Origin of the sequence: Salinispora vitiensis (assembly GCF_000378825.1) — a bacterium.
Classification (GTDB): domain Bacteria; phylum Actinomycetota; class Actinomycetes; order Mycobacteriales; family Micromonosporaceae; genus Micromonospora; species Micromonospora vitiensis.
This window is the reverse complement of record NZ_KB900388.1, coordinates 2,606,116-2,626,214: the sequence shown is the minus strand read 5'-3', so window position 1 is coordinate 2,626,214 and position 20,099 is coordinate 2,606,116. Positions and strand designations below refer to the sequence as shown.

At 67.1% G+C, this 20,099-nt stretch carries 18 protein-coding genes and 1 pseudogene; 11 read left to right on the top strand and 8 right to left on the bottom strand.

Going from position 1 to position 20,099, the window contains the following annotated elements; all coding sequences use genetic code 11:
- Positions 1-539 precede the first annotated feature (539 nt).
- Positions 540-1,346 (top strand): DUF418 domain-containing protein, encoded by an 807-nt coding sequence (locus SALPAC2_RS24730; RefSeq protein ID WP_223874189.1) that lies wholly within the window; start codon positions 540-542, stop codon positions 1,344-1,346.
- Here SALPAC2_RS24730 and SALPAC2_RS24725 read toward each other — a convergent pair.
- The gene (locus SALPAC2_RS24725) at positions 1,247-1,879 is read right to left on the bottom strand and encodes a GNAT family N-acetyltransferase (RefSeq protein ID WP_018216927.1); all 633 of its coding nucleotides are present in this window, start codon (positions 1,877-1,879) and stop codon (positions 1,247-1,249) included. The genes SALPAC2_RS24730 and SALPAC2_RS24725 overlap by 100 nt on opposite strands.
- Before the next feature lie 150 nt (positions 1,880-2,029).
- On the opposite strand from SALPAC2_RS24725, the gene SALPAC2_RS0112130 reads away from it, so the two are divergent.
- The 5 genes and pseudogenes from SALPAC2_RS0112130 (at position 2,030) to SALPAC2_RS0112110 (ending at position 8,080) form a co-directional block, all read left to right on the top strand.
- Entirely contained in the window at positions 2,030-4,366 is a 2,337-nt protein-coding gene (locus SALPAC2_RS0112130; protein WP_018216926.1) for an acylase, read from the top strand.
- Positions 4,367-4,473: 107 nt separating this feature from the next.
- Entirely contained in the window at positions 4,474-5,367 is an 894-nt protein-coding gene (locus SALPAC2_RS0112125) for a GNAT family N-acetyltransferase (protein ID WP_018216925.1), read from the top strand.
- Between the two features lie 174 nt (positions 5,368-5,541).
- The gene (locus SALPAC2_RS0112120) at positions 5,542-6,738 is read left to right on the top strand and encodes a helix-turn-helix domain-containing protein (protein WP_018216924.1); all 1,197 of its coding nucleotides are present in this window, start codon (positions 5,542-5,544) and stop codon (positions 6,736-6,738) included.
- A 333-nt stretch (positions 6,739-7,071) separates the two neighbouring features.
- Positions 7,072-7,425 (top strand): annotated as a pseudogene (locus SALPAC2_RS28320) (hypothetical protein); the annotation flags it as partial.
- Positions 7,412-8,080 (top strand): endonuclease V, encoded by a 669-nt coding sequence (locus SALPAC2_RS0112110; RefSeq protein ID WP_018216922.1) that lies wholly within the window; start codon positions 7,412-7,414, stop codon positions 8,078-8,080. The pseudogene SALPAC2_RS28320 and the gene SALPAC2_RS0112110, both read left to right, overlap by 14 nt.
- Before the next feature lie 185 nt (positions 8,081-8,265).
- Here the strand turns inward: SALPAC2_RS0112110 and SALPAC2_RS0112105 are convergent, their stop codons facing one another.
- Both SALPAC2_RS0112105 and SALPAC2_RS0112100 read right to left on the bottom strand, forming a co-directional pair.
- Complete coding sequence (locus SALPAC2_RS0112105; RefSeq protein ID WP_080636912.1) at positions 8,266-9,531, bottom strand: DUF1214 domain-containing protein; 1,266 nt, start codon at positions 9,529-9,531, stop codon at positions 8,266-8,268.
- A gap of 581 nt (positions 9,532-10,112) precedes the next feature.
- Positions 10,113-10,379 carry a helix-turn-helix domain-containing protein gene (locus SALPAC2_RS0112100; protein WP_018216920.1) on the bottom strand — a complete coding sequence of 89 codons (267 nt, stop codon included), beginning with the start codon at positions 10,377-10,379 and terminating at the stop codon, positions 10,113-10,115.
- An 81-nt stretch (positions 10,380-10,460) separates the two neighbouring features.
- Here SALPAC2_RS0112100 and map point away from each other — a divergent pair, with 81 nt between their 5' ends.
- From map to SALPAC2_RS0112080, 4 genes are all read left to right on the top strand, one after another.
- Entirely contained in the window at positions 10,461-11,279 is an 819-nt protein-coding gene (map, locus tag SALPAC2_RS0112095; RefSeq protein WP_018216919.1) for a type I methionyl aminopeptidase, read from the top strand.
- Positions 11,280-11,789: 510 nt separating this feature from the next.
- On the top strand, positions 11,790-12,536 hold the full coding sequence (locus SALPAC2_RS0112090) for an ATP-binding cassette domain-containing protein (RefSeq protein WP_018216918.1): 747 nt from the start codon (positions 11,790-11,792) through the stop codon (positions 12,534-12,536).
- A complete protein-coding gene (locus SALPAC2_RS0112085; protein ID WP_223874894.1) occupies positions 12,533-13,753 on the top strand; it encodes a hypothetical protein in 1,221 nt (406 codons plus the stop codon). Before SALPAC2_RS0112090 ends, SALPAC2_RS0112085 begins: the two co-directional genes overlap by 4 nt.
- Entirely contained in the window at positions 13,722-14,372 is a 651-nt protein-coding gene (locus SALPAC2_RS0112080; protein ID WP_026184665.1) for a hypothetical protein, read from the top strand. The genes SALPAC2_RS0112085 and SALPAC2_RS0112080 overlap by 32 nt, the downstream gene beginning before the upstream one ends.
- 158 nt (positions 14,373-14,530) lie before the next feature.
- On the opposite strand, the gene SALPAC2_RS0112075 is transcribed toward SALPAC2_RS0112080, so the two are convergent.
- A complete protein-coding gene (locus tag SALPAC2_RS0112075) occupies positions 14,531-14,893 on the bottom strand; it encodes a PH domain-containing protein (protein ID WP_018216915.1) in 363 nt (120 codons plus the stop codon).
- Positions 14,894-14,983: 90 nt separating this feature from the next.
- On the bottom strand, positions 14,984-15,280 hold the full coding sequence (locus SALPAC2_RS0112070; RefSeq protein ID WP_018216914.1) for a 4a-hydroxytetrahydrobiopterin dehydratase: 297 nt from the start codon (positions 15,278-15,280) through the stop codon (positions 14,984-14,986).
- A 188-nt stretch (positions 15,281-15,468) separates the two neighbouring features.
- Here SALPAC2_RS0112070 and SALPAC2_RS0112065 point away from each other — a divergent pair, with 188 nt between their 5' ends.
- Complete coding sequence (locus tag SALPAC2_RS0112065; RefSeq protein ID WP_033661892.1) at positions 15,469-15,909, top strand: (deoxy)nucleoside triphosphate pyrophosphohydrolase; 441 nt, start codon at positions 15,469-15,471, stop codon at positions 15,907-15,909.
- 84 nt (positions 15,910-15,993) lie between these two features.
- Here SALPAC2_RS0112065 and SALPAC2_RS0112060 read toward each other — a convergent pair whose 3' ends face one another.
- From SALPAC2_RS0112060 to SALPAC2_RS0112050, 3 genes are read right to left on the bottom strand one after another with little or no spacing between them, the layout of a single operon-like run.
- A complete protein-coding gene (locus SALPAC2_RS0112060; protein WP_018216912.1) occupies positions 15,994-17,094 on the bottom strand; it encodes a succinate dehydrogenase/fumarate reductase iron-sulfur subunit in 1,101 nt (366 codons plus the stop codon).
- A 3-nt stretch (positions 17,095-17,097) separates the two neighbouring features.
- Positions 17,098-19,011, bottom strand: a complete 1,914-nt coding sequence (locus SALPAC2_RS0112055) for a fumarate reductase/succinate dehydrogenase flavoprotein subunit (RefSeq protein WP_018216911.1) — start codon at positions 19,009-19,011, stop codon at positions 17,098-17,100.
- Positions 19,012-19,022: 11 nt separating this feature from the next.
- Positions 19,023-19,841 carry a hypothetical protein gene (locus tag SALPAC2_RS0112050; protein WP_033661880.1) on the bottom strand — a complete coding sequence of 273 codons (819 nt, stop codon included), beginning with the start codon at positions 19,839-19,841 and terminating at the stop codon, positions 19,023-19,025.
- Between the last annotated feature and the right edge of the window lie 258 nt (positions 19,842-20,099).

Sequence of the window (20,099 nt, the reverse complement as noted above, 5' to 3'; positions counted from 1 at the left end):
TCCCCCTCCATGGGGCGACGGTAGGTGAACCAGCCTCGTTCTGTCAGGAGGCGTCCGGAGAGGCGGGCGCATAGCCGACAAGAACCTGGCACATTTCGTCAACTGCACGTTGCGTCATCGTGACCGTGGATGGGTTATCCCTACCGGCGGTACGGTGGTTGGCTTCAGTGCCATCCGAAGTGGTGGCCGATAGCGTGACTGACATCGACATCTCCCTCGTTCGAGTAGGAACCTGAGGTGAACGGTGTGGTTGCCGTTCGAGCAATCTGTGCTCGACAGCGTTTTCACCGTGGTGCGGATGGTCTTGGTTGACGGCCGGGCCTTTCCGCTTTTCGCCGCGTTGTTCGGCTATGGTCTCACGCAGCTTCTACAGAACCGGGGTTCGGTAGAAGCGGGGCGTTCCACTCGGCTGTTGCGTCGACGTGGCATCTGGTTGGTGGCCATCGGGTTCGTGCACGGCATGCTGTTGTTCACGGCGGACATCGTTGCGCTCTACGGGTTGTGTGCCCTCCTCTTCGCCGGGCTCGTGGTGCGGCTCAGTGACCGTGGCCCTGTCGCTGACGGCGCTCGCCCTGCTGTCCGGTGCCCTCCGCGGGCTGCCCGCGGAGGCGCTTGGCCAAGCGGAGGTGGTCACGGCGACGCCGACGATATTCGGCGGTGAAGCCCTCGGGGCGTTGCAGGCGAGGGTAGGTGAGTGGGCCGTGGGGGCGATTCGCCTGTTCGGCCTGATGCCGGCGGTGCTGTTCGGTGTCTATGCGGGGCGTAGGTCAGTCTTGGCCTGGGGGCCGGAGCGGAAACGGCTACTGGGCCTGGTCGCGGTTGCCGGACTGGCGGTCGGCATCCTTGCGGGGGTGCCCTCGGCGCTGATGGCGGCATCAATATGGACTGACCCGGCACTCGGTATCAGTGCGGTCGCGGGAACGCTTCACCTGGCGGGCGGGTATGCCGCCGCAGCAGGTTATCTGGCCCTTTTTGCGCTACTCGCGGCTGCCGTGCGGCAGTCTCCAGGCCCGCTGGTAAAGGCACTGTCGGTGAGCGGGCAACGCTCCTTGACTCTGTATCTGAGCCAATCCCTGCTGTTCCTCGTCCTCTTCGATCCGGACTTTTTTGGGCTGGGTGACAACTTCGGCATCGCGGTGAACTCTGCGGTGGCGGTCGGTGTCTGGGTCGTCGGCGTTCTCAGCGCGCTGTTGATGGACCGGCTCTCCGTCCGTGGCCCGGCCGAGGTGCTGCTACGCCGGCTCACCTACCGACCGCCGGCCCGATCGGCGGGGCCGCGCCCTCGTCGAGGACCGGATCGCCCGAAGGGTCCGACGCCCCGGTCCGGTGTTTCGCGGAGGGTGTAGCGGCGCAGCCGTACGGGTCGGCCGCCGGGGCTGGTCCAGTCGGCGGTTGCGGTGTGGGTGTGTCGCCAGCCGGTGCGCTCGTACAGGGCGATTGCGGCGGCTGACCCGGGTTCGTCAACGATCTCCAGCGTGAGGTCGAGTTGGTGCTCGGCGGCCCACTGGCGGGCGTGGTGCAGGAGCTTGGTCGCGGTGTTGTGGCGACGGGCGGCCGGCGCGACGAACAGCCGGCTGACCTCGGCCACGGTCGCGGAGCCACCAGGGCCGGTCGCAGTGACAGGGCCGGTCGCGGAGCCAGGGCCGGTCGCAGCGACGGGGTCGGTTGTGGCGACGGGGCAATGGACGGCGACGTGGCCGACGACGATGTTTCCGCGCTCGGCGATCCAGGCGTGGCGGGTGTTGTCGGGGGACAACCACCGGTATGGGTCGGCGGGCCAGTTCAGCGGGTAGCGGTCCCGCCGGTGCACCTCCGCGAGGACTGAGATGCAGCTTCGCAGGTCGACGGGGACCCGGTCGCGGATGCTGAGGTCGTCCATCTGGTCATCATCGTCGAGCGGCCCCTCGGGGTGAACCCTGACGAAAGCTCATGGTCAGCTACTGATGTCTGGTGCGGTCCCCACCGCTAGCGTCCGTCGAGCATGGACAAAGCACTACGTGGGAGGACGCACCGTGAAGAGAGCCCACCGATGAGCCGGCGCCGGCTCGCCGCCGCGGCCACCGTCGTCGGACTGGCCGCCGCCGGCCTCACCGTCACCGGCAGCACCGCTGTCGCGTACGGCGATGGCTACTCGGCCCTGATCCAGCGCGCGTCGTACGGCGTGCCGCACATCACCGCCCGTGACTTCGCCAGCCTCGGCTTCGGTGCGGGCTACGTGCAAGCCGAGGACAACATCTGCCTGATCGCCGAGCGGATGGTGACGGTTCGCGCCGAACGGTCCCGCTGGTTCGGCGCGGACACCGACAACGTCAGCAGCGACCTCTTCCATCAGAAGGCCATCGACGACCAGGCTGCCGAGAAGTTGCTCGATGGTCCCCACGACGGCGTCCGGGCACCCTCCACACAGGTGCGCGACCAGATTCGTGGCTTCGCCGCCGGCTACAACGCGTACCTCCGGGACGGGAAGGCGATCACCGACCCGGCCTGTGCCGGGAAGGAGTGGGTACGCCCGATCAGCGAACTGGACATGTGGCGGGCGCACTGGGCCCAGATGGTCCTGACCAGCTCTGGTGCTCTTGCCGGCGGCATAGTCGCCGCTGCGCCCCCCACCGCCAGCAGAAACAGCGTGCCGCCGAGCGCCCCGCAGGCGGCAGTGGTCGCCGGCTCTGAGGGCATGCCCACTGGGTTGGGCAGCAACGCGTACGGCTTGGGGCGGGACGCCACCACCAGCGGCGCCGGCATGCTGCTGGCCAACCCGCACTTTCCGTGGGACGGCGCCGACCGCTTCTACCGGATGCGTCTCAAGGTGCCCGGCCGCTACGACGTCGAGGGCGCTGCCGGGGTCGGTGGCCCAATCATCGAGATCGGCCACAACGGCCAGGTCGCCTGGAGCCACACCGTCTCCGTCGCCAAGAGATTCGTCTGGCACCGGCTGGAGCTGGTGCCCGGTGACCCGACCAGCTACCGCTACGACGGCGAGCCCCGGAAGATGACCGCCCGCACGGTCACCGTCCAGACTCCCGACGGGCCGGTCAGCCGGACCCTCTACGACACCCACTTCGGCCCGGTCGTCGTGGTGCCCGGTCAGTTCGAATGGACCACCACCACGGCGTACGCGATCACGGACGCCAACGCCACCAACAACCGCGCACTCGACGGCTGGCTGGCCATGGGGCAGGCCGGGTCGGTGGGCGAGCTGCGGACGGTGTTGGACGAGCGGCAGTTCCTGCCCTGGGTCAACGTCGTCGCCGTTGACCGTCGCGGCCAGGCCCTTTACGCCGACCATTCGGTCGTGCCCCGGGTGACCGACTCGCTGGCCGCCGCCTGCATTCCGGCCCCCTTCCAGGACTGGTACGAGAGCGAGGGCGAGGCGGTCCTCGACGGGTCCCGTTCCTCGTGCGAGTTGGGCCGGGATCCGGATGCCGCGGTGCCCGGCATCCTCGGCCCGGCCAACCTGCCCGCCCTGGTCCGCGGTGACTACGTGGCCAACTCCAACGACAGCTACTGGCTGGCCAATCCGGAGCATCCGCTGGAGGGCTACCCGCGCATCGTCGGCGACGAGCAGACCCAGCGCAGCCTGCGGACCCGGCTCGGCGTGCACCAGGTGCAGCAGCGCCGCACCGGCACCGATGGACTTCCCGGGAGGGGCTTCACCACCAGCAACCTGTGGGACGTGGCCCTCGGCAACCGGGCCTACGGCGGTGAACTGGTCCGCGACGACCTGGTCCGGAGCTGCGAGGCGGAGCCGACGGCGACCACCTCCGACGGCGCCACCGTCGACCTGACCGCGGCTTGCGCCGCCCTGCGCGGGTGGGATCTGCGGGTCGATCTGGACAGCCGAGGCGCACACCTGTTCACCGAGTTCGCCCTGGCCAAGGGCCTGCGCTTCGCCGACCCGTTCGACCCGACCGCCCCGCTGACCACACCGAGCCGGCTCGCCGTCGACGACCCGGAGGTGCGGACCGCGCTCGCGAATGCCGTCCAGAAGCTGGACGGCATTCCGCTCGACGCCCGGCTCGGCGACATCCAGACCGAGCCGCGTGGCGCCGAACAGATTCCGATCCACGGTGGACGTGACGTCGCCGGCGTCTTCAACCTGATCGAAGGTGGGTTTGAGCCCGGCGTCGGCTATTCCAAGATTTCCCAAGGCACCTCGTTCTTGATGGCCGTCGAGCTGGGTAGGGACGGGCCGTCGGGCCGGCAGATCCTCACCTACTCGCAGTCGGCCAACCCGAACTCCCCCTGGTACGCCGATCAGACCCGGCTGTACTCGGAGAAGGGCTGGGACACCATCAAATTCACGCAGCGCCAGCTCCAAGCCGACCCGAACCTGGTCACGTACCGGGTGGGGGAGCGACGCGACTGACCGCGGTCCGGTGGCCGGTGGGCCAGCCCCACCGGCCACCGGACCCACCGAGCGGCTACCGGCGAAACCTGCTGGTGCCAGGACGATTCGTGGGATTGGATGCGTCGATGAGCATCATTGTGAGCACTCCGAAGGTCGACGAGCTGTCATCAGCGGCCGACGTGCTCAAGCGGTGGCAGCTCGACGAGGGAGCGCTGCAGCTGCACTCCGGCGATCTCGGCTGGCACTCGCAAAACGGTGCCGAGGCTACCGCCGCTGCGATTCGGATGTGGTCGTGCGACGGGGAAGTTCTCGCGATCGGGCTGCTGGACGGCCGGGGGCTGGTGCGCCTGGCGGTCGCTCCGCACCGGTGCGAGGATGCGGCACTGGCCCGCCGGCTCACCGCCGATCTGGACGACCCGGCAGGTGGTGTCCTGGCCGGCGACGGTGGCGTGACCGTTGAAGCCCGGGGTGCGGAGCTCCTGACCCAGCTGCTGCTGGAGCGGGGTTGGGAACGGGACGAGCCGTGGACAACGTTCCATCGAACCCTCTCGGATCCGGTGGAGGAGCGCGGTCTGCGCGTCGAGACGATCGAGCCCGATCGCGCCGAGGTGTGGGTCGCCGTCCACTGGTCCGCATTCCGTGGCTCGGTCCGCACTGATGCCGACCGACGCCGTACGGTCGGGCGTTGGCTCACGATGGCCGGTGGCCCGTTCTACGGTGACGCACGTAGCCTCGCCCTATTCGACGAGAACGACGATGCCGTGGCGGTGGCGGCCGTGTGGTCAGCCGGCCCCGGGCGGCCGGGACTGCTGGAACCGATCGGCGTCCACCATGGTCACCGTGGCCGTGGCTACGGCACCGCGGTCACGCTCGCCGCCGCCGCGACCCTTCGCGACCTGGGTGCCTCCAGCGCGGGCGTGTGCGTGCAGAGCTCCAACGCCGGTGCTATGGCCACCTATGCGTCGGCCGGCTTTACCCCGTCCGCCGAAGTGACTGATCTGCGCCGCGGCCCTCAGTGACCCACTCGGCGTGCGGCCCGCGGGGAGCTGTAGGGGACAGCATCGGGGTGGAGGGTGGCATCGATGCGGCCGGTGACGTGTCGAGGGATAGCGATTCATGACGTTCGGGGTACCGTCAACGTGATGGCTGGCTGGGTGAGTTCGCGCCGGGCCTGTTGAGCTTGGAGTGGCGTTATGGCCTCGTCCGTCGATCCGCGCTTCGGGGTAGCACTGCGTGAGTTCCGGGAGCGGCGTGGTCTGTCGTTTCGATCCCTCGGGCAGCTCGCTCATCGGAGTAAGAGCCATCTGCAGGAGCTGGAGGCAGGATTCAAGGCTCCGACGCCCGACACGGCGCGCCACCTGGACCGGATTCTCGGCGCGGGAGGCGTGCTGGCTCGCCTGGTTGACGCGCCGATCGACCATGCGGCGGAGGCCGGCGAACTCCGGGCGAGAGTCGCCGCCAGCGATGTGAGTGGAGAGGTGCTCGACCGGATCGAGCAGGGCGTTGACGACCTGGCCAGTTCCTATCCGACATTGGCTCCGGCGGACCTGTTGCCGCTGGTACGGCGGCACCTCGCCGTTGTGCGGCGGCTACTGGATGGACGGGTCACGCTTGCTCAACAACGGCGGTTGTTGGTTGCTGGTGCCTGGTTGGCGGTGCTGCGGGCGACCGTTCACATTGACCTTCGGCAGCGGGTCGCTGCGGCTGCCCACCTGCGAGCTGCGCGGGACCTTGCCGAACATGCCGAGCACGGTGAGATTCAGGCATGGTGCCTGGAAACCCGGGCCTGGGACGTGCTGACTCAAGGTGACTACCGGAGGGCGCTCGATCTTTCCAATCAAGCTCAGCGGGTTGCCCCGAAGGGCAGCTCTGCTCGCATCCAGGCGACCGCTCAGGAGGCGCGCGCGTGGGCCCGGATGGGCGAGGTCGGTGCGACCCGTCGAGCGTTGGACCGGGTGGAGCGGTTGACGGCGAATCTGCCCGTTCCGGAGCGGGCCGAGCACCACTATCGTTATGACCCGGCCAAGGCTGCCGCCTATACGGCCACGACGTTGGCGTGGGCGGGGGACCCCGGTGCCGAGCAGGTAGCGCGGGCGGTGCTGGCTGACTTGGACCCGCACGGAACTGGGGGAGCGCGGCCTCGCCGGTCCGCGTCAGCTCGTCTCGATCTTGGCCTTGCCCTGGTCGCCGCCGGTCAGCCCGACGAGGCGGTCGCTCTAGGGGTGCAGGCTGTGGCGTCCGGGCGGGTGGTGCCGTCGAACTGGTGGCGAGCTGCGGAACTGTTGACAAAGGTGGAACAGTCGGGGGCACCGGAGGCCGCGACCTTGCGTGACCTGTGCGTGGAGTACGCCCCGGGACGCCGACTACCAGCGGACAGCAAACCTGGTTAGCGGACACTTAGCTGCTGGATCGATGACGTGCCCGGCGGGACGCTGGACCTGACCACACCGGGCGCGGAACGAGATACATGGGCAGATGTCCCTCCGCGCTTTCAGGATTGAGGGGCGGACCTATGGCCGTGGCAATTGGCTTTCTGCGTCGAATCGTCAGTCGATACCTCGTGTCGGCACCGGCTGGCTCCGGTGTCGGCCAGCGCATCCAGGAAATGGAACAGGAAGCCGCGCGACAGCGCCTGTTGGACCAGACGCGAGGCGCGCATCAGCAGTCGGCAACAGGCAGCAGGCAGAGGTTTTGATGTCTGTGGAGCGGCGGGTCCCTTATGACGCGTACGTCTTGGCGGTCGCGCTGACCCTGGCGCGTCGGCATCGTTCGGTCTGGTGCTGGCGACGGTGGCGGTGGATCTGCCGATGTGGCGGAGAATTACCGTGCCGTGCGCGACATCAGATCCCGATTAATCGCGGCCACTGGCCAGTGGAGGGGGAGTGGTGAGCGGCGAGTTGGAGCGGACGATCCTCACGGTGCACCTTCGGGGGCACGACGGCATGTGTGTCGGCTGTCTGGCGTGGTGGTCGCGGTTGGTGCTGTACCCGTGTTGGCAGGTGGAGTGGGCGACCCGTCGGCAGGCGCGCGCGAGCGTCGCCCGGTTCCTGGATAGCCTCAGCTGTGCCCTGGAGTGAAGAGGATGCTGAGCAAGTTCAGCGACAGCTTCGGCGTCAGGTTGACCTGTCGACCCGACTGACCTCCTTCCCGGAGTCGGTGGTGGGGCTCGACGTGTCCTACGAGAAATCCACAAACCGGGTATGTGCGGCGGCTGTGGTGATCGAGCTGGAGTCGTTGGCGGTGACAGATGTGGCGACCGTGGTCGGGGAGGTCACTTTTCCGTACGTCCCTGGCCTGCTGGCGTTTCGGGAGGCGCCGATTCTGTTGGAGGCGCTCCAGGGGTTGGCGGATGAGCCGGAGGTGTTGGTCTGTGACGGCTACGGCGTCGCACATCCGAGGCGCTTCGGCCTGGCCTGCCATGTCGGTGTGTTGACTGGGCTGCCAACGTTCGGGGTCGCCAAGACCTCCTTCACCGCCGATTTTGCGTACCCAGGCCTTCGCCGTGGCGCCGGATCGCCGTTGAAGGAGGGTGGGGAGACGCTTGGGCGTGCGCTACGTACGCGGGATGGGGTCAAGCCCGTCTTCGTTTCGGTTGGCCACCGAATTGGCCTTGATCAGGCGTGCGACATAACTCTGAGCTTGTGTCCGCGCTATCGAATTCCTGAGCCGACCCGTCAGGCGGACCTCGTGTCCCGTCGAGCGCTGCGCGGGTTGGGCCGGTCCGGAGGCTGATCGGGGCGGCTGGCCTGGTCGAGGACGGAGTTCTCATTGCCGGATCCCCAGAAACGCCCCCCGGTGGACTGCCGTGAACTCGACAGGGGTCCCGTCAGTCCGGCCCGGAGGGCGCTTTCCCGGTTCCCGCCCCCAACACGGCAACTTCGTGGAGGTGAGCGGTGCGTACTAGTTACGAGGGAGGCTCAACCCTTCCCGCGGGGACTGCCTCCGTTCCGTCCAGATTGATTGATTTCACGGACCGCCGGTGGGACGTACGTTCCCGCGGCCACACTCCCCTCCGGGCCGTAGACGCGGAGCATCATGCTGAAGGGCCCATCGGGTACGGGTAGCCAGTTGGCGGTACTCACTCCGGGTGGCGGAGTTGGTGTTGCGTAGATGCTGATCGAGCCGTCCTCGTTGGTCTCGAGCCCGGGCGTATAGCCTGCTACGACGTACTTGTCCTCCGGGTTGCGATGCAGGGTAATTGTTTCGGATATGTAGGAGGTAACGGACCAAAACTCGCGGGCCTGGGGAATCTGGTCTCTTTCGAACGTGAGGACATATCCACCGGAGGCGCCGTTCAGTTGTTGATCATTGCTGTCTTTGAAGACGTCGTAGTATGCTGAACTCTCGATGTCATTGCAGTACTGGCAGAATTGGGTAATCGAGGATCGGTCGAGGTAGTTGGTTCCCCAGAAGCCGATGTTCCGGAAGTTGATCCAGTTGTTCTGATCGGTGTTGTCAAGATAGTTCGAGATGATGTCGGCCTGCGCGTCCTGGGTCGCTCGTGCGAATTCGTCCTCGAACATCCCGGTAGCGAACAGCCGATCGAACTCTTCCGCAAGGGCCCTGTTGTCACCGGTGAGAGGTGGTGTCCGGATATCCATCACCCCCCGCTGGAGTTCTCGCAGGAAGCGAAGTGGGTTATCTTTGATCATCCGGTCCGCATCGAGCTTGAACGAGCGAGCCCAGAAAGACACCGGGACAATCAGGGTCTCTGCCAGTACGCCCCGCTCGTACGCCAGCAGGGGGCCCATGCGGAGGGATCGCCGGAACTCTTCGGCCAGCGCGATCTGGTTCTCCCCGTCGGGTGAGAATCTGTTGACTCGGATGATCATTAGCGGGTTCGTCACCGGAAGCGGGATTTCGGTCAATTCTGGTGGAAGGGTTCCGCTCCAGCCGGGTCCGGTAAAGGCGTAGCGCCCCCCAGAGGTTGTCGAGATATCCGTCTTGATGATGTTCCCGTAGACGTCTGTGATGAGTACGCCGTAAGTTGCCATGGTGTCCGGAATTTCCAGGACCGCTGGCTCGTTTCGCACGCCGATGAGCGCAGAGGTGTACAGCGTGTCGTCATTGGGCGCTACGACGGAGCGAAATATTGGGGACATCCGGTCTGGTCCGAAAAGTAGGTTGGGGACCAGGATGAGTTGTTGCTGGTGGGTGAACCATCGAGGGTAGAACTTGGTCACATAACGGCGCGTAACGTCATAAACGTCGGTTGCCTGACTGCTGGCCCCTCCTCCTGGCCCCCCGGAAGATGGTGACCTCGCAGTGGTGTACGAGGGGACGGTAAGTAAGATCACCACAGCGCAGAGGGAGGCACAGAGGGATCGGATCAAGCGGGCCATGAAGCCTCCTTCGAATGATGCGCAGATGGGCATCACGAATTCGCAACCGAATGGGCGACTACTTCAGACCAAATCTGATGATCGTTCACAGTCTTGCAAACTCTGAGCCTTAATTCTGCGAAACGGCTCGTGTCACCCGAAGGTGGAGTCTGTCCGGCTTTGCGCGCCGATCCCTGGGCCGTTGCGGTAGCTTCGAAGGTTCGCGTGGCGGGCGAGGGTCCGATCACGGGTTCGAGTTGTGTCGATGCAGGAGTCCCCGCGGGGTGTGCTCTGGGTTGCCGGTGGTGGGGGCGTGTGTGCTCCTGGGGCTGCCGCAACGGATTGGTGTCGGCGCTTGACCGACGGCTCCGGCGCTTGGAGGTGGCCGCCGGGCTGGTTGGCAGGGGGTCGGCCTCGCCGCTGTTGGTCAGGATGCCTGTCGGTCAGGATGCCTGTCGGATGGACGGGTTGGTGAGCCAGGCGTCAGCCAGCTCGGCTAGGGGGGTGTCGAGGGCGCGACTGAGGCAGACCACGGTGCCGAACGCCGGTGCGGGCAGGCGACCCGACTCGATCTTGCGCAGGGTTTCGGGGGAGATGCCGGCCGCTAGGGCCACCTCGACGAGGCTGCGGTCGGCCCGCGCGGCCCGGAGGGCGACCCCGAGGCGCTGACCCGCGGCGATCTGTTCGGCGGTCAGGGGTTGGCGAACCATGCCGGCAGGATAGCTCCCGGCGTTCTCCCCCTGAGGTGGTATAAAAATACGGTATTAAAATACCGCTGCTCGGGAGGCGTCGTGATCGAGCTGAAGTCCGCCGAGGAGATCGGGCAGATGTCGGTTACCGGCCGGTTCGTCGGCGAGCTGCTCGCCGAACTGAGCGAGGTAGCCGCGGTCGGCGTGAACCTGATGGAGCTCGAACACCACGCCCGCCGTCGAATCGCGCAACGCGGCGCCGAGTCCTGCTACTGGGACTATGCTCCGTCCTTCGGCCGCGGCCCCTTCCGTAACGTCCTGTGCCTGTCGGTCAACGACGCGGTGCTGCACGGCCTGCCGCACGACTATCTCCTCCGCGACGGTGACCTGCTCAGCATCGACATGGCGGTCAGCATCCAGGGCTGGGTCGCCGACTCCGCGGTTTCCCTCATCGTGGGCGCCCCCGCCCCGGCTGACCTGAAGCTGATCGAGGCCACCGAGGTCGCCCTCGACGCCGGCATCGCCGCCGCCCAGCCCGGGGGCCGGCTCGGCGACATCTCCGCAGCGATCGGTCAGGTCGCCGCCTCCTATGGCTACCAGGTCAACGGCGAGTTCGGTGGGCACGGCGTCGGCCGCACCATGCACGAGGCCCCGCACGTGGCCAACAACGCCCGTGCCCGTCGCGGCCTGAAGCTGCAGCCCGGCCTCACCATCGCCATCGAGCCCTGGTTCTGCGCCTCCACCGACAAGATCAGGTTTGACGAGGATGGCTGGACGATCCGCTCCGCCGACGGCTCCCGTACCGCCCACTCCGAACACACGGTCGCCATCACCGCCACGGGCCCGCAGGTCCTGACCCGCCGCCCCGGCCGCGGTGCCAGCGGCGGCGACCCCACCGGTAGGCCCGCGGCGGCCTCCTGACCCGGAACGTGAGGCCAGCGGCTGCGGCCTGTTCGCGCGAGGTGCTCTAGTGCACAACACCCTCCGTTACGGAAGGTGGGCTGATGCTCGGGCTTGGGTGCGCTCACCAAACGATGGCGACATCCTGCTCAGGCGGGCGCTTTGGCTGATCTGGGGTGGACCCGGCCACTTGGGTAGCTGAAGCCGGGATAAAGGCTGTTGCAGAGCGTGTTTCCCTGCTTGCTCAGGTGTTGAAGCTGGCCGGGCAGGTTGCTACCGTTCACCCTCGGTGATCTATTTGTCAAAGGTGTCCTGTTCTGAGCCCGTAGGGTGCGGTGCGGAAGCCCGCTACGTCGGCTCTGGTAACCCTTGCGGTGACGGGTGGAGCTGTGCTGGCGCTCAGCGCTCCCGCATCGGCTGCCGACCGGCGACTCATCTTGAAATCTAGTGGTACGGCGCGGAGCCACGCCCGGCGGTCCTGCTCGGGCACGGCTCCAGATCCCTAGCGGAGACGATTACGTGACGAGCTTGATGGCGAATAACCTGTGTCAGGGCTACGGTCGGAAGCAGGTGGTGCACGACTTCACCCATGATTTCTCCCCGGGGATAGTGGGGCTTCTCGGTCCGAACGGTGCGGGTAAGACGACGCTGCTCAACACCCTGGCGCTGTTGAAACCACCCACCTCCGGGTCGATCAGTTTGGGTGGGGAGCGGGTGGCTGACGTAAAGTCGGTGCGCCGTATGCGACGCAGGGTGGGATTCCAGCCGCAGAATTTCCCCTACCCTGGCGGGCTCACAGTCACGGACTTCCTTCGCTACGCCGCCTGGCTTCGCGAATTTCCGCGGAACCGGACCCCGGCCGCTGTCGCGACGGCCATCGAGCGACTCGACCTGCAGGAATATGCGAAGGCCAAGCTGCGTACCCTTTCCGGTGGAACGCTGCAGCGTGTTGGTGTGGCCCAGGCGATTGTGCACGACCCGGAAGTGGTCATCCTGGACGAGCCGACCGTCGGGCTTGACCCGGCGCAGCGAGTCAGTCTGCGTAGTCAACTCCGGGAGTCGGCGCGGTCGCGGCTTGTTCTGATCAGCACGCACATCGTGGACGATGTGCTGCACACCTGTGACTCGGTGCTGGTTTTCCTGCAGGGTCGGGTGGTCTTCGACGGGTCGCCGGCGGAGCTGGCCAATGCTGGCGATGCGAGTGCTGCGACCGAAGGCATGAGTGCGATCGAGTCGGGCTATCTGCAGCTTGCCACGAAGGCTGGGGTGTCGGCGTGAGTAGGTTGGGTTACCCCCGTTGGGTCGGTCCGGCGCTGATGGCGGGAGTGTTTGTTCTCGGCGCGCTGCTACTGCTGCCGTCTCGTCGTTTCTGGTTCGGGTCCCCGTTGCTGACCACGGGGGCCATTCAGCAGATCACGCCTGTCCTGGCCGCTGTTTGCGCGGGTATCGCCGCGGCTGCGTTTCCTTCCCGTAACCGCCGCCGTACCGCGGCCCTTGATCCGCTCTCGAGTAGACCCGCGTGGCACTTGGTCCTGTTCCGGGCAGCCGCTATTGGGCTGTGGGTGTTGGCTGGCTACCTGTTTCTGGTGGTGGGCGCGGTAGCGGTATCAGCGGCAGTGGAACCCGGAAGCCGGCTCGGCGTGGGCAATGTTGTGCTCGGTGTGGCGGGCATCGTCTTGGCATTGGTGGTCGGCACGGTCGTCGGCTTGCTCTGGCCGAAGCCGATCACTCCGTTGCTTGTGCTAATCGGCGGCCTGGTCCTGATGGTGACGGGTTTCGATGCGCCGGACAATGTTCGCCACCTCTTTCTCTACTACGGAGCTGGTCCGCTGTGGGGTGAACCGAGGGTGGACGTGTTGGTCCTGAAGCTGGTCTGGGTTGCTGCGCTGATCGCCATGTTCACGCTGGTCGCCGCCGGTTTCGGGTGGGGCGTGACGAGTCCGATGCACTGGCGTCGGGTCGGCATGGCGGCTGTCGGCGTCGCCGTGGTGGGGGCCGCCGGGATCCCGATCGGGCTGGCGCTGTCCGACGTCGGAGGGGAGCCGATGACCCGGTTTTCGGCAGCGCAACATCAGGTGTGCGGTGGGCAGCAGCCACGGGTCTGCCTCTGGGATGACCACCGGCGGCATCTGGACGATGTCGTCCGCATGGTCGAGACAGCTAAGCAGGTCAGCGGAGTCGTACCCGGGGATGTGCAGCAGTACGAGGAGTTCGGCATGAGCGCGCCGGCCGGCAACCCGGACATTTTCCGAGGCGGCAACGGAGTAATTCACATTGATACCGGGTTCATGAAAGACGAGGAGTTGGTCCAACAACTCGCCGGCCAGTGGCGCCACGTGAACATGGAACGCTGCGGCACACCACGGGAGGAATTGTTCACCGCCTATCCGGAGCTGCATGACCTGTACCAAGAATTGTTTACGGCCGCGCTCGCGGGCCCGGTTGACGACCTCGCTGCCTGGCGTGGCCGCTACGCCGCCGCCTCGGCGTGCTGACCGCGCCATGACGACTTCACGTATCCGCGATGGCGTACCGCTGCCGCTCCTGTGGCTTCGCGTGCACGGACTCGTCGGCTACCTGGCCGCTGGCGCCGTGGTGGCTGCCTGTTACCTGTGGCAGCGGCTCGAATCGGCTGATTGGCCCTTTCCGCTGAGCGACGATTTCACGTTTCTTCCAGCCGTCCTGGCTGTCGGTGCGCTGCTGGGCCTCGGAAGTGGGGTGGGGTTCCTCGAACGACGCCATCCCGGTCTGGTCGGCGTCCGAGCCTTCACTGTGGCGGCGTACGGCGTTCTCGGCGCGGTGGTGCTGCTTCTGCGGCCGTTCTCCATGGTCGAGGGCCTCCCCGGGCCGCTGCCCGCCATCCGGTCATTCATGATCGCCCTCGGAATAGGGTTGATCGTCCAGGTGTGGGCCGGCACCGCGCTGGCCTGCGGGCTCGTGATCGTTCGTGCGCTGGTGGCCGGGCAGTTCACCCAGAACGGGGACGACGGGGTGAACCTGCTGCTGTGGGATCTCGCGCCGCTCGACGCCGCGCCACCCATGGTGGCTGCCGTCGTTCTGCTTGGGGTGGGCACGGCCCTCCACGCGACCATCGGAGCGCACCGGAGTCCGTAGTCGAGTGCCGGCCCAGGCCCGCAGTGTGCTGGCCTGGCCCGGATCGGCGAGCCCATCGCTCGGGCCCGCCGCATCGGCCAGGTCCGCCCCACCGGCCAGGTCCGCTCCGGCGGCGCGGCTTGGCGGCCGGGGTGGTCCGGCCTCCGGATCGCGGCGGGTCAGCTGATGTAGTGCAGGATCACGTTGTGTACGTGGTGGCTCTTCTGGGAGCCGCGGAACTCTACCTCGTAGGTGTGCGTACCGATGTGAATGGCGATGGCGCCGGTGGAGAAGAACGAGCCGCCCCACGACTTGTTGCTGACCACGCTCACGCTGGTGATCTTCCCGTACGGGATGCTGGTGATCGCGTAGCGTTTGCCGATGAACGAGCGGTCCTGAATGATCACGCGCCGGTCGGTCACGCCGATGAAGCCGGTACCGGTGCCGACGGCGTCGTAGACGGCGATGATCTGCTCGCCCTCGAGCAGCCCGCTCTGGATCTGCTGGAACTGCTCTTTGCGGTCGTACGTCGCGTTCGCCATGGCCTCAGCGTAGGCGGGGAAAGCACATCGAAGCTTGACGAATGACCTGCGGTGTGGCTCGGCGGTTACTGGTGGCCCATGGTCGTGGCCTCAGGGCTCGGTGACGGCGCGGTACGCGTCCTCGATGCGGGCGGCCAGTAGGACCTCGCCCTCGGTCAGCGGCACGGTCTCGTGGCCGACCCGTATCTCGGTCTGGTCGGCGTAGCGGCTGATGTCGGGGCGAAGGTGCAGCGCGTCGGCGACCACCTTCACCCGCTCGGTGAGGGCCGCGTGCTGTGAGTCGTCGATGGGGAGCGTCCGTCGGATCCCCTCGCCCTCCCGGGTCCAACCGGGCAGCAGAGTCAGCGCATCGTTGAGATAGTTGTGCTTACCCCGCCCGAACGGCATGCGTACCACCACACCTCCCGGCATCGTTGCGGTCTTGTAGCCTAAACGTCGCTCTTCCGTGCCTGTTCGGTGGCCTAAGTCTGTCCCTTGGTGGGAGCTGTGTCCACGGCCACACTTCTGGGTCTTCCTGGCCTGATGGGTTGGTCACGGTACCCAAACCGACGATTGATCTGGCACGCTGGACGGTCGTGCGAACTGAACAGGCAAGCGATGGCGGCCGGGTCGAGCGACCCGCGCCGAAGGTGGTCGTCGGCGCGGCAATCATCCAGAACGGCCGGGTGCTGGCCTGCGCACGGTCTGCCCCCCCGGAGGTTGCGGGCCGGTGGGAGTTCCCCGGCGGCAAGGTGGAGCCCGGGGAGACCGAGACCGCGGCGCTACGGCGCGAGTGCGCCGAGGAGCTGGCTGTCCGGGTGGAGATCGGCGAGCGGGTCGGTCGGAGTGTGCGGATGGCCCACGGGCGCTCGGTGCTGAAGGTGTATCTGGCCCGGCTGCTCCCCGGCGACCAGCCGCAGGCGTTGGAACACTCGGCGCTGCGTTGGCTCTCCGCCGCCGAGCTGGACAGCGTCACCTGGCTACCCGCCGATGCCCCGATTGTCGCCGCGCTCCGCCCACTGCTGGCCACTGGTTGACCCGCCGCAGAACCGGAAGGGCGACCCGAAAACGGACAGGGCCGGCGGAGTTTGCCGCCGGCCCTGTCGTCGTCGCTCCCGTGTTCAGTGTTTGTCCTGCTCCGGGTGGGCGTAGTTCAGGTGCTCCGGCGGCAGCGGGAAACTCACGTCCTCGCCGAACGGCGACGGTGCGGCCGGCCGGTCGAAGGTGAGCTCGGTCAGAGGCAGCTTGCCGGACTCGTCAAGTGTCGGGGCGGTCGGCTTCGGCACCTCGCGGTGCCAGTTGACACCCGCCTGCGCCTGCGCCTCGGCCTTCGGGTCGTGCGAGGCTCCCGCGTGTGAGTGGAACCCGGGCGGGCCGGCGGCGGGGGCGCGCACGGCGCCCGGAGAGTGCTCGCTGGTCACGCTGGTCTGAGGCACCTGACCCCTCCGGAAGATCTTGTTACCGAGCCAAACAAGAGGATCATACTTCCGGTCGACTACCCGCTCCTTCATGGGGATAATCCCGTTATCCGTGATCTTGATGTGCTCCGGGCAGACCTCGGTGCAGCACTTGGTGATGTTGCAGTAGCCCAAGCCCTGTTCGGCCTGCGCGTACTCCTTGCGGTCGTCCCGCGCGTCCAGCGGGTGCATGTCCAACTCGGCCGCGCGAATGAAGTACCGCGGCCCGGCGAAGGCGGGCTTGTTCTCCTCATGGTCCCGGATCACGTGACAGACCGTCTGGCAGAGGAAGCACTCGATGCACTTGCGGAACTCCTGCGAGCGCTCGACGTCCACCTGCTGCATCCGGTAGTCGCCTGGGGTGACACCGGGGGGCGGTGCGAAGGCCGGTGTCTCCCGGGCCTTCTCGTAGTTGAACGAGACATCGGTGACCAGGTCCCGAACGATCGGGAACGTCCGTAGCGGCGTGACCGAGATCGTCTCGTCCGCGGTGAAGGTCGACATCCGGGTCATGCAGGCCAGCTTCGGTTTGCCGTTGATCTCCACCGAGCAGGAGCCGCACTTGCCGGCCTTGCAGTTCCAGCGGCAGGCGAGGTCCGGCGCCTCGGTGCTCTGCAGTCGGTGGATGATGTCGAGGACGACCTCGCCCTCTTTCACCTCGACCAGGTATTCCTTCAGGTCGCCGCCGGTCTCGTCGCCCCGCCAGATGCGGAACTGTCGCTTCGTGGCCGGTGCGCCGGCCGCCTGGCTCTTCTCAGTTCCCATTCCTCAGCGCTCCTCCTCGGTGAGGGCGTCGAACTCCGCCAGCTCCTCGTCGGTCAGGTACTTGGCCAACTCCGCGCGGTCGAAGAGGGCGAAAAGCTCCGGCCGCATCCGCGGTAGCGGCTTGCGGTCCAGGTGCACGATGTCGCCCTCCAGGGAGCAGACCTGGTTGACCCGTCGCCAGGCCGGGTCCATCGTCGGATGGTCCTCGCGGGTGTGGCCGCCCCGCGACTCCCGCCGCTCCAGCGCTGCCTTCGCGGTGCACTCGGAGACCACCAGCATGTTGCGGAGATCCAGGGCGAGGTGCCAGCCCGGGTTGTAGCGCCGGCCGCCCGCCGCGCTCACCTTCGCCACGCGTTCGCGGAGCTCGCCGAGGCGGGCCAGCGCGTCAACCAGCTCGCCCTCCCGGCGAATGATGCCGACCAGCTCGCCCATCACCGCCTGGAGATCCTGCTGCAGGACGTACGGGCTCTCGCCGGTGTCCCGCTGCAACGGGGCCAGGGCCGTCTCCACCGCGGTCTCCACCGCCGGCACCGGGACCTGGGGTCGAGACGCCAATCCGTCAGCGTACGAGGCGGCGTGCCCGCCCGCCCGCTTGCCGAAGACCAGCAGGTCCGACAAGGAGTTACCGCCGAGCCGGTTGGAGCCGTGCATGCCGCCGGAGACCTCACCCGCGGCGAACAGCCCGCGGACGTGGCCGAAGGCCGCACCGGAGTCGGGGTCGACCTCCACCCCGCCCATCACGTAGTGACAGGTCGGACCGACCTCCATCGGCTCCCGGGTGATGTCGACATCGGCCAGCTCCTTGAACTGGTGGTACATCGACGGGAGGCGACGGCGAATCTCCTCCGCCGGCAGCCGGGAGGCGATGTCCAGGTAGACGCCGCCAGCAGGGGTGCCCCGGCCCGCCTTGACCTCGCTGTTGATCGCCCGGGCCACCTCGTCGCGCGGCAGCAGCTCCGGTGGTCGCCGGTTGTGGTCCGGGTCCTCGTACCAGCGGTCCGCCTCGGCCTCGCTGTCCGCGTACTGCTTCCGGAACACATCCGGCACGTAGTCGAACATGAACCGCTTGCCCTCGGAGTTCTTCAGGATCCCGCCGTCCCCGCGGACCGACTCGGTGACCAGGATGCCCTTCACCGAGGGCGGCCAGACCATGCCGGTCGGGTGGAACTGGAGAAACTCCATGTTGATCAGCGTCGCCCCGGCGCGCAGCGCCAGCGCGTGGCCGTCCCCGGTGTACTCCCAGGAATTCGAGGTGACCTTGTACGAGCGGCCGACCCCACCGGTGGCCAGCACCACGGCCGGCGCCTCGAAGAGGATGAACTCGCCCGACTCCCGGTAGTAGCCGAAGGCGCCGGCGACCCGGTCGCCGTCGAGCAGCAGCTCGGTGATGGTGGTCTCGGCGAATACCCGGATCCGGGCGTCGTACGAGCCGTGCTCGCGCCGATCCTCCTGCTGGAGCGAGACGATCTTCTGCTGGAGGGTACGGATCAGCTCCAGGCCGGTGCGGTCGCCCACGTGCGCGAGGCGCGGGTACTCGTGCCCGCCGAAGTTGCGCTGGGAGATCCTCCCGTCCTTCGTCCGGTCGAAGAGGGCGCCGTAGGTCTCCAGCTCCCAGATTCGCTGCGGCGACTCCTTCGCGTGCAGCTCGGCCATGCGGAAGTTGTTCAGGAACTTGCCGCCGCGCATGGTGTCGCGGAAGTGCACCGGCCAGCTGTCCCGGCTGTTCACGTTCCCCATCGCGGCGGCGGCGCCGCCCTCGGCCATCACCGTGTGCGCCTTGCCGAAGAGCGACTTCGAGATGATCGCGGTCTTCTTGCCGGCCAGCCGGGCTTCGATCGCCGCCCGCAGCCCGGCGCCGCCGGCCCCGATCACGACGACGTCGTAGTGGTGTCGTTCGATTCGCGTGGTAGTGGTCATGTCGGGGCCCTCTAGTTGATGAACCGCAGGTCGGTGAACCAGCCGGCGGAGACGGCCATGATGTAGAAGTCGGTGAAGAGCACCGTGAACAGCGACACCATGGCGAACGTGCCGTGTCGGACGTTCAGCTTCGAGACCAACGTCCAGAAGCGGTACCGCACCGGGTTCCGGGAGAAGTGCTTCAGTCGTCCGCCCATCACGTGCCGGCAGGCGTGGCAGGAGAGCGTGTAGCCGGCCAGCGCGACGATGTTGACCAAAATGATCAGCGTGCCCAGGCCGACGCCGAAGGCCCCGTCCGGCCCGCGGAACGCGAGGATCGCGTCGTAGATGTTGATCAGCAGGACCACGAAGGCCAGGTAGAAGAAGTACCGGTGCCAGTTCATGACGAACAGCGGGAACCGGGTCTCCCCGGTGTACTTCTGGTGCGGCTCGGTCACCGCGCAGGCCGGCGGGGACGCCCACAACGAGCGGTAGCCCGCCTTGCGGTAGTAGTAGCAGGTCACCCGGAATCCGGCGACGATCGGGAAGGCGACGATGCCGAGGGGGAGGAAGAAGGGGAACTCGCCGAACGGGGTGCCGAAGTGCGACGAGCCAGGTAGGCACGAGTCGGTCAGACACGGCGAGTACAGCGGCGTGAGGTAGTGGTAGTCCTCCACGTAGTACCACTTCGCCATGAAGACGCGAATTGTCGAATAGACGATGAAGAAGAGCAGGATCGCGGCGATGCCGACGGGCTGCACCCACCAGCGGTCGGTACGCAACGTTCGGGCCGCGATGGCGGCACGTGGACGTGCGCCCGGTCCTCCCGGCCTCGTTGCCGTTGATGTCATTCCAGTCGTCTCCCTGACGGGCCCCGGATGGGCGGCGGATCAAGTTCGGTAGGCAACCAGGCCGGACCCGCTTGCCAACGTCATGCGCACACCAACGACCGCGCCGGAGAAACGGCGCAGCTAGTTGACACACGTTACGCCGATCTTTGCGAGCCGTCCGCGCAAGGCAGTGTCCCGTGTGTCCCCGTTCTTGAAAAGGCCTGTCGGCACATCGAGGCCTATCCGTTCGTTCAACGGCGACGGCCCGGCCCCGACCAG

What these genes read in the sequence shown, in the direction of transcription:
- SALPAC2_RS24725 (WP_018216927.1), bottom strand. Translation starts at nt 1,879, where the DNA reads ATGGACGACCTCAGCATCCGCGACCGGGTCCCCGTCGACCTGCGAAGC.
- SALPAC2_RS0112130 (WP_018216926.1), top strand. Translation starts at nt 2,030, where the DNA reads ATGAGCCGGCGCCGGCTCGCCGCCGCGGCCACCGTCGTCGGACTGGCC.
- SALPAC2_RS0112125 (WP_018216925.1), top strand. Translation starts at nt 4,474, where the DNA reads ATGAGCATCATTGTGAGCACTCCGAAGGTCGACGAGCTGTCATCAGCG.
- SALPAC2_RS0112120 (WP_018216924.1), top strand. Translation starts at nt 5,542, where the DNA reads ATGGCCTCGTCCGTCGATCCGCGCTTCGGGGTAGCACTGCGTGAGTTC.
- SALPAC2_RS0112100 (WP_018216920.1), bottom strand. Translation starts at nt 10,379, where the DNA reads ATGGTTCGCCAACCCCTGACCGCCGAACAGATCGCCGCGGGTCAGCGC.
- SALPAC2_RS0112090 (WP_018216918.1), top strand. Translation starts at nt 11,790, where the DNA reads ATGGCGAATAACCTGTGTCAGGGCTACGGTCGGAAGCAGGTGGTGCAC.
- SALPAC2_RS0112075 (WP_018216915.1), bottom strand. Translation starts at nt 14,893, where the DNA reads ATGGCGAACGCGACGTACGACCGCAAAGAGCAGTTCCAGCAGATCCAG.
- SALPAC2_RS0112070 (WP_018216914.1), bottom strand. Translation starts at nt 15,280, where the DNA reads ATGCCGTTCGGGCGGGGTAAGCACAACTATCTCAACGATGCGCTGACT.
- SALPAC2_RS0112060 (WP_018216912.1), bottom strand. Translation starts at nt 17,094, where the DNA reads ATGGGAACTGAGAAGAGCCAGGCGGCCGGCGCACCGGCCACGAAGCGA.
- SALPAC2_RS0112055 (WP_018216911.1), bottom strand. Translation starts at nt 19,011, where the DNA reads ATGACCACTACCACGCGAATCGAACGACACCACTACGACGTCGTCGTG.
- SALPAC2_RS0112050 (WP_033661880.1), bottom strand. Translation starts at nt 19,841, where the DNA reads ATGACATCAACGGCAACGAGGCCGGGAGGACCGGGCGCACGTCCACGT.